Genomic DNA, 12,670 nt, shown 5'->3' with positions numbered 1-12,670 from the left:
CTGAGCGACCATGTACCTGACCAGCGATGCACAAGTGCGAAATATTTTGATCGTGGATGATTCCGCGTTCGAACAACGCATGCTCGTCGACTTGTTAAGCGAAATGCCCTACCGGGTGTCGGTGGCCTTCAATGGCGAGCAGGGCTACCAGCTGGCCCTGTCCGGCAGGCCCGACCTGATCCTGCTGGACGTGCGGATGCCGAATATGGACGGCTACACCTGTTGCCGACTGTTAAAGGCCAACCCGGCCACGCGCGATATCCCGATCATTTTCCTGAGCGGCACCGAGGCGGTGGAAGACCGCATCATGGGCCTTCAGCTTGGCGGGGTGGACTTTGTCAGCAAGCCGTTTACGCCCGGTGAACTGGCGGCGCGCATCCATGTGCACCTGAACCTGATGAAACGGCCCCCGGTCGAGGCCAGCGAAGCAGGGCCGATCGACACCGACTCGGTGATCGTCAACGCCGCCAAGCGCCTGATCTACGACAACCTGGCAGCCCTGCCCGGCCTGGCGGAAATCGCCGCCAGCGTGGGCACCTACCGCGAAAAACTGAACCAGCTGTTTCGCACCCACACCGGCATGACCGTGTTCGCCTACATCCGCGAAGCGCGCATCCAGCGCGGCATGCACCTGCTGCGCGATACCGACATGGACGTGCAGGACATTGCGCTGCTGCTCGGGTTTGCCAATGCCGGCAATTTCGCAACCGCCTTCCGCGAGCGGATGGGCACCACTCCCAGCAGCTACCGCGCCTCGATCATCAAAACTTGTGATTGAGCTTGACTGAGGCGAAGCGGCCGCGCGGGTCGCCTTGCGTGTAGTCGAAGAAGTTGAACGAGCTGTCCCACGAAGGTTTGCGGTCAAAGGCATTCGCCAGCAGCAGGTTCACGCTGGTGGCCGCACTGATCCTGTAGCCCAGGTTCAGGTCCACGGTGGCGAATGGCTTGACACGCTCGCCGGGGCGGGTGGTCTGCTCGTAGCCGTCGACGTAATTCCATGCCGCGTTGGCAGTCCACTGGCCCAGTTCCCAGGCTGCGCTGGTGGTGCCGCGCCATTTCGGGATGGAACCGAAATAGTTGGTGCCGGCGCCGTTGGTCAGCGGCTCGCCGTTCGACAGCGGCTGTTCATACTTGAACACGCGGCTCAATTGCGCATTCAGGGTCACGTTGCCGTAGGCGGTTTTTGGCAGCTTGTAGCGCAGGTCGACGTCGATGCCGCTCACTACGCGTTCACCCTGGTTGGCATACTGGCGGTACAGGGTCAGGATGCGGCCCTGGGCGTCGCGCACCACTTTCTCAGGATGGGTGCTTTCGTTGGCCAGGATGGTGTCGGTACTTTCGGTGTCGATCACGCCCTTGGTACGGATATGGTAGAAGTCCACGCCCACGCTGCTATTGGCCGATGGCGAGACAACAAAGCCCAGGTTCAGGTTCTTCGAGCGCTCAGGCGACAGTTCGGTATTGGCGACCGTGATGTTGGTGATGCCGCGCGCCTGGCTTGGGGTAATCGGGTCCCGCTTGTCGATCACGGAGCCGTAGCTGACCGAAGTCGAACTGGTAATCTCCGGCAGCGAAGGTGCGCGGAAGCCGCGCGACACGGTGCCGCGCAGCAGCAGCCAGGGGGCGGCCTGGTAACGCACGCTGGCTTTCGGCGAGAAGGCGGAGCCGAAGTCGCTGTATTTGTCGGCACGGCCGGCCAGGTTGACAGTCAGGTCTTTCAGCACGGGCACGTTGAATTCGGCGAAGGCCGCAGTCACCTGGCGCTTGCCCTGGATGATGTTGATCGCAGGGCGCAGTTCCGTACCCGACAGCACGGCGGTCGAGGTATTGGAGTTCATCTCTTCCTGGCGCCACTGGCCGCCGAAAGCAAAGCCCAGCGCGCCGGCCGGCAGCTCCAGCAGTTCCTTCGATGCGTTGAAGTCGGCCACGGTCAGCGTCGATTCTGCGGGACGCAGGGTCGACAGGCGCAGGCGATTGCGCAGCTCTTCGCTGTTCTTCGACTGGTCGGCGAAGTTGTAGCTGCCGTCCGCCAGCACTTTTTCGAACTCGTAGCGGTTGACGAAATTCTGTACGGTTTCCTTCAGCTTGCTGCCCGAGCGGGCGATGGAAGCGTCGTATTCCCAGCCGTTCCAGTTGCCCTTGATGCCGGTCAGGGCGCGGTAGAAGTCCACCTTGTCCTGCTTCATGCGCGACCCCAGGTCGAACAGCGTGGCAGTGAATGGCAACGCGGTCGTGCCAGGGTTGTTCGGATGGCCGGCCGGCAGCGCCACCGTGATGTTGTCCAACGCCTGCCTGGCATTGTTCCAGGCGCGCAGGCCGCTGCCCACGGTCAGCGGTGCGCCAAAGGTCTGCTCCGCCCACGAGTAGCCGTACAGTCCTTCTGCATAAGCTTCGGTGTCGTCATTCAGTTTCAAGGTGCCGCGCAAGGAGGTGTGCACGCGCTCCACGCCCGGGATCAGGGTGCGGAATTCGGCCGGGTTATACGCCAGCACCCGGCCGCTCTTGCCCGGCGTGATGTCGCCGTAGTTCTGCACCTGCAGCGGCCCCTGCACGCCGCCAAGCTGTTTGGTCGCGTCGGAAGTACCGTAGTAATTGGTCGGGGTCCAGGCCAGCGTGCCGTTGGCATAACCGCGGAAGTCGCTGCCGCGCAGGTAGGACACGTCGGTTTGCTGCAGCTTGTCGCGCTTCAGCGCATCGAGCGAGAACACCACGCTCCAGCCTTTTTCATCGAGGCTGCCAAAGCCGGTCTGCAGCGACGCGCTGCGTTCAAGCTGGCCGGTGCCCTCGGTGGACGAACCCACTTGCGCGCTCACCTCCGTGCCCTTGAATTCCTTGTACAGGATGATGTTGACCACGCCCGCCACCGCATCCGAACCGTAGACGGACGAGGCGCCATCCTTCAGCACTTCGATGCGCTGCACGGCGGCCATCGGCAGCGAATTCAGGTCGACGAAGACTTCCTGCAGGTCTTGCGCCGTGGCGTAGGACGACACCCGCTTGCCGTTCACCAGGATCAGGGTGTTCTTCTGGCCCAGGCCGCGCAGCGACAGGCCCGCCGTGCCGGCCGAAAAGCTGCCGGTGTACTGCTCGTTATAGCTGTTGCCGCTGTTGGCGGAAATGGTACGCAGGATATCGGCCACGGTGGCCTTGCCGGTGGCGGCAAGCTCCTTGGCGGTCAGCACCTGCACGGCGCTGGCGCCTTCCTTTTGCGAGGTGCGGATATTCGAACCTGTCACGACGACGCGCGCCAGTTCTTCCTCGGCGTAAGCGAGTTGCGGGAATGCGGCGGCAATGGCCAGCGTAATGCTCAGTGGCTTGATCATGGTCTTCCTTTTGGGTGTACGAGGCCCGCGCCGGCCGGATTGGCAGGTCGGGCAAAACTAGGGGGATGGGGTGCTTAGCAGCGGCACATGCACTGCGCCATGCAGAGCATGTAGATGGTGTGGCGGCGGAGGACAGCTTGCGAATTCATGCGGCAACTATAACGTCGACCCTTCATTTCAGAAACTAATTAAATCTCAGACTTATATGCAATTTGAATATATAGACAGCATTGTCTACATTGCGCCACAAGGAAAACGGCAAAGTATACAACTCTGTCTAGACAGGCTATTCTAGCCAAAACCTTAGAAGGAAATAAACATGGCTACCATTCCGAAACCCACTCCCGCCGAGCTGGAATTGCTGCAGGCGATCTGGCCGCTGGGCCCCGCCACCGCCAAGCAGGTGCACGAAGCCATGCTGGGCGAGAAGCCTGACCTGGCCTACGGCGCCGTGCTGCGCCTGATGCAGATCATGCATGGCAAGGGCCTGTTGATCCGCGACGAGAGCCAGCGCTCCCATATCTATGCCGCCGCCGTGGCGCGCGAGGCGATGCAGGGCAATATGCTGCAGGACCTGCTGCAGCGCGCCTTCGCCGGTTCCGCCAAGGCGCTGGTGCTGGCGGCTCTGCGCAGCGGCATCTCGAAGAAGGAACGCGAGGAAATCGAAGCGCTGCTGAAGCAGGAGGACAAGCCGAATGAATGACATCATCCACGCGGCCGGCTGGGCCCTGCTCCACTTTGTCTGGCAAGGTGCACTGGTCGGCCTCGCTGCGGCCGCCCTGCTCTGGCTGATGCGCGGCGCCCGCCCCGGCGCGCGCTACGCGGTCGCCTGCATGGCCATGCTGGCCTGCCTGCTGTGGCCGGCCGGCGAATTCGCCAGTGCGCTGCAGGCCACGCCGCGCTCCCTGCAAGCCCTGGTACTGTCTGGCAGCGCGGCCACGCTCGGGCAAAGCGAACTGCTGGCCAGCATCGACAGGCACTTGCCGATGCTGGTCGCCGCCTGGCTGGCCTGCGTCGGCGCCCTGGCGCTGCGCAGCGCCTTCGGCCTGGCCTGGATAGCCCGCGCCCGCCGCACCGGCGGCCGCAACGGCCATTGGCAGCAGCGCCTTTCGAGTCTCGCAGCCCGCCTTGGCATTCGCCGCCAGGTCGGCCTGCGCATCGTTGAAACGCTGGCCAGCCCGATCACCGCGGGCTGGTGGCGTCCGGTCGTGCTGGTCCCGGCCGCGCTGCTGGCGCGCATGCCGCCGGAATTGCTGGAAGCCTTGCTGGCGCACGAGCTGGCCCATGTGCGACGCCATGACTTCCTGGTCAACCTGATGCAGAACGTGGTCGAGACCCTGCTGTTCTACCACCCTGCCGTATGGTGGCTGTCGCGCCGCATCCGCCATGAACGCGAACTGGTGGCCGACAGCATCGCCGCACGGTTGACTGGCGAACCGCGCCGCCTGGCACTCGCCTTGTCCGAGCTGGAGAAAATGCAGTTCGCCTCGCAGCGCGTGGCGCTGGCCGCCGATGGGGGCGACCTGATGCAGCGCATCCGCCACCTGATGGTGCCGCAAGAGCAGCGCAGCAACTGGAAGGCCGCTGTGGCTGCGCTGGGCGTCGCCGCCGCCTGCCTGGCCGGCTACGCGAATGCCCGCGTCGACGCCGCCAACGTCCCGGCAGCGCGCACGCCGGCCGTGGTCGACTTCAAGTCCTGCGCCAAGCCGCTGTGGCCCAGCGAGGACCTGCAAGCCGAGCATACCGGCACCGTGACGCTGTCGTTCAACATCGACGAACGCGGCAACGTCGCCGGCTCGCGCGTGGTCAGGTCCAGCGGCCACCCGGGCCTGGACACGGCAGCGCGAACCGGCATCGGCAAATGCCATTTCAAACCCGCCAGGGTGCGCGGCAAACCCGTCGCCACCTGGCAGCAGATGCAGTACGTTTGGACCCTCGAATAAGGAACACAGCTGATGAGATTGAGTACCAGCATCGCGGCACTGGTTCTGGGCCTGGTTTCCGCCGCCTGCAGCGCGCAGGCATCCGCCTCCCCCCTCCCTTCGCATCCGTTCGTCAGCACCAGCGGCAAGGCGCAACTGTGGATGCGGCCCGACATCGGCGAAGTGAAGTTCGAAGCCGGGGCCCAGGATGCGAGCGCGGAAGCCACCGCCGCCCAGTTGCAGGAATTGAGCGCCAGCGTGATGCAGCTGCTGGCCGATCACGGCGTGCAGCAAGCCGACATCGAATCCTACGAGATCGAAAAGAAAACCGTCCCGGTCAACGAGCAACCCGCGCCAGCCTATTCGATGGGCCGCCTGTTCCACGCCCGCGTGCGCGACCTGGCGCAATGGCCGGACCTGGTCGCCAAGCTGGTCGAGTTGGCCCATGTCACCGGCATCAGTCCGACCTTCGACCGCACCGATAGCGACGATATCAACACCCAGCTGATGGCAGCCGCCGCCGACGACGCGCGCAACAAGGGCAACTCGCTGGCCAAAGCCTTCGGCCGCAAGCTTGGCCCGGTGGTCGCCATCGCACGCGGCCCGCTTGCCCAGGTCGGCGCACCGTTCATGGAACAGCAGGCCGGCCGCGAAACGCGCGGCACCGCGCCGCAAACCGGCAAATACAGCGTGCCGGATTCAATCCCCTATTCACAAACCGTGAATGCCATCTTCGTCCTGAAGTAAGCCACAAGCCATGAAAATTCGACTGATCGCCTGCGCGGCGATGGCCTTCGCACGCGCCTACGCCCAGGAAACGCCGCCCGTCGTGCAGGTAAGAGCCAGCGCCGACATGCAGCGCGAGCGCGACACTGCCTCGCGCACCATCATCACCCGCGAGGAAATCCTCAAGTTCGGCGACGCCAATGCCCTTGACGTGCTGAAGCGGCTACCGGGGGTGTCCGTCAGCGACGGCGGCCCGCGCATGCGCGGCCTCGGAGCCGGTTACACCCAGGTCCTGCTCAACGGCGACCGCCCTCCCCCCGGCTTTTCACTGGACAACCTGGCGCCGGAAATGATCGACAAGATCGAAGTGATACGCTCCGCCACGGCAGAGCACAGCACGCAGGCGGTAGCAGGCACCATCAATATCGTGCTGCGCAGGAGCGCCAGCAAGCCAACGCGGGAATGGCGCGCTGCCGCCCCCCTGCCGGCGCACCTGCCATCGCGCAGCGCCGGCTTCGGCCTGGCGGACAAGGATGACACAGGCAGCCATGCCTTCAATGCCAGCGTCACGCAAGGCAACAACCATCGGCCGGAGCACACCGGCGTGCTGGAGACCAGTCCGTCCGGCGCGCTCACCAGCCGGCGCGAGGAAGAAGAGCGCAGCCGCAACCGCTTCCTGTTCTTCAACGCAAACAGCCGCTTCAACTGGAAGCTGTCTGCAACGGAAACGCTGGGATGGCAAACCTTCGCCAATGTGGTGCGCTTTCATGCCGACCGCGCGCGCGAAGTGCAACTGACCGGCGGCAGCGTGCTGCCCTACGTGCACACCGACTATGGGCGCAAGGATGAAACGGCGGCACTGCGCACGGAAGGCAACTGGTCGCGCCCATGGGGTGAAGGCGGCCGCATCGAATCCACGCTGAGCGTCAGCGGCGACCAGGTGCAACGCGAGCGCAACTCGGGCTTTGAGCGCACCGCTGGCGAGCGTACCCTGGACCGTCGCTACGACGTCGACGCCAGCAGCCGGCGCGGAGGCTGGACCGGCAAGCTGTCGCTGCCGGCCGCACGCGGCCATGCCATCAGCCTCGGTTGGGACCTGTCATCCAGTCACCAGCGCGAACGCGAGCAGCAGGACGAGACGTCGGCAGGCGGCGCCGGCGTCGTCGATTTCGATCGTACCTCGCGCACCCGCCTGCGGAATGCAGCGGCGTATGTGCAGGACGAATGGGAACTCGGTTCCGGCTGGTCGCTGTATGGCGGCCTGCGGCGCGAGACCAGCGCGACGCGCAGCAGCGGCAACGATTTTGCCGCGGTGACGGTGCGCGCCGGCGTCACCAGCCCGATCCTGCAAGCGCTATGGAAGCTGCCCGGCGAGCAGCGCCGCCAGCTACGCTTTGCCCTGGCCCGTACTTACAAGGCTCCCACCACCAACCAGTTAATGCCGCGCCGTCTTCTTAGCCTGGTCAATACGGAACTGGCGCCCGATGCCAGCGGCAACCCGCAGCTCAGGCCCGAGCTGGCGCGCGGCCTGGATGTCGCATTCGAAGCTTACGGCAAGGATGGCGCCTTGTTCTCCCTGTCCGCCGGTACGCGGCACATCAGCGACGTGATCTTCAACGCAGTCTCCGAGAAGGATGGGCGCTGGGTTTCCTCGCCCGATAACTTCGGCAGCGCACGCACCAGCAGCATGGAGCTGGAATGGAAAGTCCCGCTTCCGGCAACGCCGCTGCGCTTCTCCCTCACCGCCGGGCGCCATTGGTCGCGTGTGGACAGCGTGCCGGGCCCGGATAACCGCCTGGCCCGGCAACCACGCTGGACCGCGAACGCCGGCGCCGATTACCGGTCCGGGCCATGGGGTGGCGGCGCCAACCTGTCGTACACCGCCACGGGCCGGGTCCGGATCACGCGATGGCAATCTGCTTATAACGGCGTTGAACGCAACCTGGAAGCTTACGTCAACTACCGCCTCGCACCCGGCAGCCAATGGCGCATCACCGCCGGCAGCATCCTGCGCCAGCCGTCTCTTGCCGGGAGCGTGTATGCGGATGCCAACGGCCGCAAGGAGAATGTGCAGTCCATCGACAATCCGGCCTGGATCCGCGCCAGCTACGAGCGCCAGTTCTGAGACTGCCTAGCGCCCTGCCCGGCGCTCGCGGCGCCAATGCCGCCACGCCACCAGGGCATTGATCCAGTAGGCCGCATACAGCACGGCCGTCAGGTACAGGCCGCGGCTGGCGTATAGCGGCACCGAGATGGTGTTCACCAGCAGCCACACCGGCCAGTTTTCGATGCGGCGCCCCATCAGCAGCACTTGCGCGATGACAGAGAACATCAGCACGGTCGAATCGACAAAAGGCGCGAAGGCGTTGGTGTAGTGCTTCAGCATCAGGCCGTACGCGGCGGTGGCCGCGACGCCCACCAGCGCCATCACCAGCAGGACGGCAGGCCGCGTGGTACGGATATGCAGCGCATGGCCATGGTCGCCGCGCAGCCACTGGCGCCAGCCGATAATGCAGGTGACGATGAAGAACAGCTGCAGCGCCACGTCGGCATACAGTTGGGAGTCGTAGAACAGCACGGAAAACAGCGAGCAGCCAACAATGCCGGTCCACCAGGAATGGACATTGTTGCGTCCCGCCAGGACGATCGAGACTGCCATGATCGCATTTGCGGCGATTTCAAGCGGCTCTGCCATGATCATGCGCATGGGATGTATTCAGCCTCTCGATAATATGACCAGCAAGCCGCGCATGTCTTCGCCGCTTTCCTGGCGCAGGGTGCTTGGGGTGATTTCATTGATGGCAAAGCCGTGGCTGCGCGCAAGCGTTTCGATGCCCTGGCGCGAATGCGCATAGCGGCCGGAGGAACGCAATACGAAGTCCTCGGCGCCATCGTGCGCCTCCACCGAGAAGGCCAGGCGGCCGCCACTGCGCAGCGCCAGCCGCGCCACGGAAAACACCGGTTTCAGCTCACCCAGGTAGACAAACACGTCGGCCGCGACGATGACGTCGACGCTGGCCGGGCGGGTCCGCAAATAGCCCACCATCTCGCCGCAGTACAAGCCGTCGTACAGGCCGGTATCGCGGGCGCGGTCCAGCATGTGCGGCGACAAGTCGACGCCTTCCAGCAGGCAGGCCAGTGGCCGCAGCAGCGGCCCGCACAGGCCGGTGCCGCAGCCGGCGTCCAGCACATCGAGCTCGCCCGGCGGCAAGTGGCGGCGCAAGGCTTCCACCAGCAGCGACGGCGTGCGGTAACGCAGCACGTCGACCAGGTGGCGGTCGAAATTGCCGGCATACTGGTCGAAGAGCGCCTTCACATAAGCGGCCGGCGAGGCGCCCGGCGCCTGCTCGGCGCCCATGATGGCCAGCATGTAGCCGACGGTGTCGGCATCGGCGCCAAAGGCCAGCGCTGCCTGGTAGGCTTTTACCGCTTCATCGCGGCGGCCCATGGCGCGCAGGGTGTTCGCCAGCCCAAGCTGGGCGCGGGCGTAGCGCGGGCGCACCGCCAGCGCATCCTGGAAGCTCGCCAGCGCTTCCTCATGATCCTGCGCGCGCAGCAGCAAGGCGCCGCGCGAACACCATGCTTCCGCGTACTCCGGCTGCAGGTGCAGTGCGCGCTCGAAGCCTTCCAGCGCATCGGCCGGCTTGCCCAGGGCCAGCAGCGAAACGGCGGCGCCATGCAAGGCCTCCGGATATTCCTGGCGCAGCCTAAGCGCCGCGCCGAAGCCGTCCAACGCAGCCTCGTGGCGTGCCAGCGCTTGCAGCGCCAGCGCACGGTTGCACAGGGCGTCGGCATAGCCGGGCGAGAGGCGCAGCGCCGCCTCGTAGCTTTCCAGCGCGCGATCGAGATGTCCGAGGTGGCGCAGGGCGTTGCCGCGGTTGCTCAGGGCGATGGCGTAATCCGGCTGCAAGGCCAGCGCGCGTTCGAAGCTGGCCAGGGCTTCTTCATAGCGGCCCAGGTCCTGCAAGGCGACGCCGCGGTTGCAATGGGCGATGGCGCGGCGGGCATCGATGGCCAACGCGCCATCGATCAAGTCCAGCGCGCGCTGCGGCTCGCCCTGCTGGCGCGCCAGTGCCCCGCTCAGGTGCAGCGCATCGAAATTGAGCGGCTGGACGCGCAGCACCTCGTCGTAGATGGCTTGCGCGCGCGCCAGTTCGCCCTTCTGGTGCAGGGCGACGGCTTGTTGCAGCAGTGCATGTATTTCTTTCATGGCCGCTATTACACCAAGCCGTCACACGGGCGTCAAACGGGCGTCAAACGGCGGTCACATTCGGCCAGCAAAATGCGTGCACCTGGCGCTGCGGCGCCACTACCGGGGCCGGCGGTCGGGAAATATACCGGCACCACATTCACCAGCTTTTTTCTTTACAGCGACGCTGCCATCTGAAACACTGTCCTCGTGGATATTTTCGGATGCCCTCGGTCATGAGGATGTTGCTCGCTGCACTCCTGATTCAGCTCGCCTGCCCGGCCGAGGCGTGCACCTTGCGCCTGGCGCCGGAAGAGTGGCCGCCCTACTTTTATCACAATGATAAGGAAGTGCTGGGTGGCGTCGATTTCGAATTGCTGCAGGCCATACTCAAGCATGCCGGCTGCGCCCTGCAACTGGAAAAGGAAATGCCGCCGGCGCGGCGCAACGTGCTGTTCCAGCAAGGCAAACTGGATCTGCTGATGGCCGCATCCGCCACTGAGGAGCGGCGCGGCTACGCCCGTTTCAGCCTGCCCTACCGGCAGGAGACGGTGGGCCTGTTCACGCTGCCCGAAAAGCTGGACAAACTGCGCCGCATCGACAGTTTCCAGGACATCGCCACCCAGCATGCCAGCCTGCTGGCGCCGCGCCTTGGCTTTTACGGCGACGACTACGAACGCGCCCTGCCGCTGCTGAACGCGGAAGGACGGCGCAGCACCTTCGGCACTTTCGAACAGGGCATCAAGATGCTCGAGGCCGGACGCGGCGACCTGATCATGGGCGATGCCCACGCCCTGCGCCACATCGCGCGCCTGCAAAAGGTCCGGATCGTGCAGTTGCCCTACATGCCCTACCGCGCGCCGGTGCATTTGATGCTGAATGCCGCCAGCACCACGCAAGCGCAACTCGCGCGCATCAACCAGGCGATCGCCCAGCTCGAGCAGAACGGCGCGCTGGCTGCCATCCGTGCGCGCTACGGCATCAATTAGTCCAGGAATCCGCGCACCGTTTCATAGAGCTGCACGCGTGCCGCTTCCAGGTGCATCACGTGGGTGCCGCGCGCGATGGTTACGTAGCGTGCGCCCTTGATCGCGGCCTGCAAGATGCGGTAGTCCGCGTCGCCGGGCCAGGCGTCCCATTCGCCGCGCACCAGCAGCACGGGCATTTGCAGCCGCGCGGGATCGTAATAGCTGCTGCCCTGCTGCAAGTCCGCAAGGTCGGCACTGGGACCGGCAGGGAAGCTTACTGCGCCATCGCGGCGCCCATCCGACGCCAGCCATTGCGCACCCCAGCGAGCGAAGACATCGGCGTGCAACAGTGGCGGTTCCTGCGGCGGGCGCAAGCCGTCCATGGCAGCGATGCGCTGGGCGGGCGTCAATGCCTCGTAGGCATCGACCGGCTTGGCAGGTGCAGCCGCCGGCGCCGGGCCGGCTGCAGCGCGCGGCGTGATGGCCGCGAACAGCACCAGCTTCGCCACCTTGGCCGCGTGGTCCAGGGCGTAGCGCGCCACCACCGAGCCGCCCCAGGAATGCCCGACCAGCAGGACTTGCGGCTTGCCCGTCCTGCGCAGGATGGCGTCCACCGCGCTGCCCACATCCTGCGCCACCTCGCGCGCCCGGCCAGGCGGCGATGCAGCAGCGCCGGCATAGCGATCCGACAGCCCGTAGCCGGGAAAGTCGAGCGCATACACGTCGTAGCCGCGGGCAGCCATCCAGTCCATCCACGACTGGCCATCCATGCGGAAATCGAAAGACAATCCCGAGGGGAACGAAGCCCCGTGCACGAACAGTACGGGCAGAGCGCCATTGGCACGGTCGGGGGCGGTGTGCCGCACGCGCGCCACCAGGGCTGGCTGGTGGCTGGGGATGTCGATGACTTCGTAGGCTGGCATGGCTGGCTCCCTTCAAAGCCATCATGCTAGCGAGCGCCTCGCCGTAACAATTCGTCCGCCGGCGAACAATGGATGCGTCAGCAAACCTTGAAGACGCGCAGCCAGTCGCAAGTCCACATGCTGACGCGGTGCAGCAGCCCCGCAGGATCGCCCCAGATATAGAAGGCGGCTGCAGCCAACACCAGCACGAAGACAATTCGCTTCATTTCAGCACATAGCTCGCCAGGACTGCCTGCACTTCGTAAATGCTCAGGCGCTTGTTGAATTTTTGCGTGAACGGTTCCGCAATGCTGGAGATCCAGATCTTCAGGTCGGCGTCGAGGTCCAGCGTGCCGCCGGTCTCGATGCTGAAATGCGTCACGCTCTTGTAAGGGATCGAGTGATACTCCTTCTTGCTGCCCGTGACACCCTGGATGTTCACTACCACCAGGCGCTTGTCGGTAAACACGAAATAGTCGCGTATCAGTTGGTAAGCATGCTCCACTCGCTCATTCGGTGCAAGGACTTTCGCAAAGTCTTCCCGCAAGTCCGCGATGTCGATCTTGGACGCGTTACCCAGCATGCCGTCAAGGATTCCCACTTCAAACCTCCTTCTCAGTGTTCAAAGTGGGAATCTACC

12 protein-coding genes are annotated in these 12,670 nt (G+C 64.9%); 6 read left to right on the top strand and 6 right to left on the bottom strand.

The features are described from left to right. Positions 1–10 precede the first annotated feature (10 nt). Positions 11–778 (top strand): response regulator transcription factor, encoded by a 768-nt coding sequence (locus tag ACN9MY_RS04975; RefSeq protein WP_426168027.1) that lies wholly within the window; start codon positions 11–13, stop codon positions 776–778. On the opposite strand, the gene ACN9MY_RS04970 is transcribed toward ACN9MY_RS04975, so the two are convergent. Continuing rightward, positions 762–3,323 (bottom strand): TonB-dependent receptor plug domain-containing protein, encoded by a 2,562-nt coding sequence (locus ACN9MY_RS04970; RefSeq protein WP_426336903.1) that lies wholly within the window; start codon positions 3,321–3,323, stop codon positions 762–764. The two genes, ACN9MY_RS04975 and ACN9MY_RS04970, sit on opposite strands and share 17 nt — an antisense overlap. 319 nt (positions 3,324–3,642) lie before the next feature. Here ACN9MY_RS04970 and ACN9MY_RS04965 point away from each other — a divergent pair, with 319 nt between their 5' ends. Genes ACN9MY_RS04965 through ACN9MY_RS04950 form a run of 4 tightly spaced genes read left to right on the top strand, consistent with a single transcriptional unit; the run spans position 3,643 to position 8,096 of the window. Next, positions 3,643–4,026: a BlaI/MecI/CopY family transcriptional regulator gene (locus ACN9MY_RS04965; RefSeq protein WP_426168023.1), complete on the top strand. Its 384-nt coding sequence runs from the start codon at positions 3,643–3,645 to the stop codon at positions 4,024–4,026. Continuing rightward, positions 4,019–5,266 carry a M56 family metallopeptidase gene (locus ACN9MY_RS04960; protein ID WP_426336902.1) on the top strand — a complete coding sequence of 416 codons (1,248 nt, stop codon included), beginning with the start codon at positions 4,019–4,021 and terminating at the stop codon, positions 5,264–5,266. Before ACN9MY_RS04965 ends, ACN9MY_RS04960 begins: the two co-directional genes overlap by 8 nt. A 12-nt stretch (positions 5,267–5,278) precedes the next feature. After that, positions 5,279–5,992, top strand: a complete 714-nt coding sequence (locus ACN9MY_RS04955; RefSeq protein ID WP_426336901.1) for an SIMPL domain-containing protein — start codon at positions 5,279–5,281, stop codon at positions 5,990–5,992. Positions 5,993–6,002: 10 nt separating this feature from the next. Further along, the gene (locus ACN9MY_RS04950; RefSeq protein ID WP_426336900.1) at positions 6,003–8,096 is read left to right on the top strand and encodes a TonB-dependent receptor plug domain-containing protein; all 2,094 of its coding nucleotides are present in this window, start codon (positions 6,003–6,005) and stop codon (positions 8,094–8,096) included. 6 nt (positions 8,097–8,102) lie between these two features. On the opposite strand, the gene pnuC is transcribed toward ACN9MY_RS04950, so the two are convergent. Together pnuC and ACN9MY_RS04940 are read right to left on the bottom strand one after the other, a co-directional pair. Continuing rightward, positions 8,103–8,678, bottom strand: coding sequence for a nicotinamide riboside transporter PnuC (gene pnuC, locus ACN9MY_RS04945; protein ID WP_426336899.1), 576 nt, complete (start codon positions 8,676–8,678; stop codon positions 8,103–8,105). Positions 8,679–8,687: 9 nt separating this feature from the next. Continuing rightward, complete coding sequence (locus ACN9MY_RS04940; RefSeq protein ID WP_426336898.1) at positions 8,688–10,181, bottom strand: tetratricopeptide repeat protein; 1,494 nt, start codon at positions 10,179–10,181, stop codon at positions 8,688–8,690. A gap of 215 nt (positions 10,182–10,396) precedes the next feature. Between ACN9MY_RS04940 and ACN9MY_RS04935 the strand changes: the two genes are divergently transcribed. Beyond that, positions 10,397–11,149: a substrate-binding periplasmic protein gene (locus tag ACN9MY_RS04935; protein WP_426320851.1), complete on the top strand. Its 753-nt coding sequence runs from the start codon at positions 10,397–10,399 to the stop codon at positions 11,147–11,149. Here the strand turns inward: ACN9MY_RS04935 and ACN9MY_RS04930 are convergent. The 3 genes from ACN9MY_RS04930 to ACN9MY_RS04920 all read right to left on the bottom strand — a co-directional run bounded on the left by ACN9MY_RS04930 (position 11,146) and on the right by ACN9MY_RS04920 (position 12,631). Continuing rightward, on the bottom strand, positions 11,146–12,051 hold the full coding sequence (locus ACN9MY_RS04930; protein WP_426320849.1) for an alpha/beta hydrolase: 906 nt from the start codon (positions 12,049–12,051) through the stop codon (positions 11,146–11,148). The genes ACN9MY_RS04935 and ACN9MY_RS04930 overlap by 4 nt on opposite strands. 77 nt (positions 12,052–12,128) lie before the next feature. Beyond that, the gene (locus tag ACN9MY_RS04925; protein ID WP_426168007.1) at positions 12,129–12,257 is read right to left on the bottom strand and encodes a hypothetical protein; all 129 of its coding nucleotides are present in this window, start codon (positions 12,255–12,257) and stop codon (positions 12,129–12,131) included. After that, positions 12,254–12,631: a PH domain-containing protein gene (locus tag ACN9MY_RS04920; protein ID WP_426320847.1), complete on the bottom strand. Its 378-nt coding sequence runs from the start codon at positions 12,629–12,631 to the stop codon at positions 12,254–12,256. The genes ACN9MY_RS04925 and ACN9MY_RS04920 overlap by 4 nt, the downstream gene beginning before the upstream one ends. Between the last annotated feature and the right edge of the window lie 39 nt (positions 12,632–12,670).

The organism is Pseudoduganella sp. R-31 (assembly GCF_049913235.1).
Lineage (GTDB): Bacteria > Pseudomonadota > Gammaproteobacteria > Burkholderiales > Burkholderiaceae_D > Rugamonas.
This window is presented reverse-complemented; position numbering and strand designations above follow the sequence as displayed.

What these genes read in the sequence shown, in the direction of transcription:
- ACN9MY_RS04955 (WP_426336901.1), top strand. Translation starts at nt 5,279, where the DNA reads ATGAGATTGAGTACCAGCATCGCGGCACTGGTTCTGGGCCTGGTTTCC.
- ACN9MY_RS04975 (WP_426168027.1), top strand. Translation starts at nt 11, where the DNA reads ATGTACCTGACCAGCGATGCACAAGTGCGAAATATTTTGATCGTGGAT.
- ACN9MY_RS04965 (WP_426168023.1), top strand. Translation starts at nt 3,643, where the DNA reads ATGGCTACCATTCCGAAACCCACTCCCGCCGAGCTGGAATTGCTGCAG.
- ACN9MY_RS04940 (WP_426336898.1), bottom strand. Translation starts at nt 10,181, where the DNA reads ATGAAAGAAATACATGCACTGCTGCAACAAGCCGTCGCCCTGCACCAG.
- pnuC (WP_426336899.1), bottom strand. Translation starts at nt 8,678, where the DNA reads ATGCGCATGATCATGGCAGAGCCGCTTGAAATCGCCGCAAATGCGATC.
- ACN9MY_RS04930 (WP_426320849.1), bottom strand. Translation starts at nt 12,051, where the DNA reads ATGCCAGCCTACGAAGTCATCGACATCCCCAGCCACCAGCCAGCCCTG.
- ACN9MY_RS04925 (WP_426168007.1), bottom strand. Translation starts at nt 12,257, where the DNA reads ATGAAGCGAATTGTCTTCGTGCTGGTGTTGGCTGCAGCCGCCTTCTAT.
- ACN9MY_RS04935 (WP_426320851.1), top strand. Translation starts at nt 10,397, where the DNA reads ATGAGGATGTTGCTCGCTGCACTCCTGATTCAGCTCGCCTGCCCGGCC.
- ACN9MY_RS04960 (WP_426336902.1), top strand. Translation starts at nt 4,019, where the DNA reads ATGAATGACATCATCCACGCGGCCGGCTGGGCCCTGCTCCACTTTGTC.
- ACN9MY_RS04970 (WP_426336903.1), bottom strand. Translation starts at nt 3,323, where the DNA reads ATGATCAAGCCACTGAGCATTACGCTGGCCATTGCCGCCGCATTCCCG.
- ACN9MY_RS04950 (WP_426336900.1), top strand. Translation starts at nt 6,003, where the DNA reads ATGAAAATTCGACTGATCGCCTGCGCGGCGATGGCCTTCGCACGCGCC.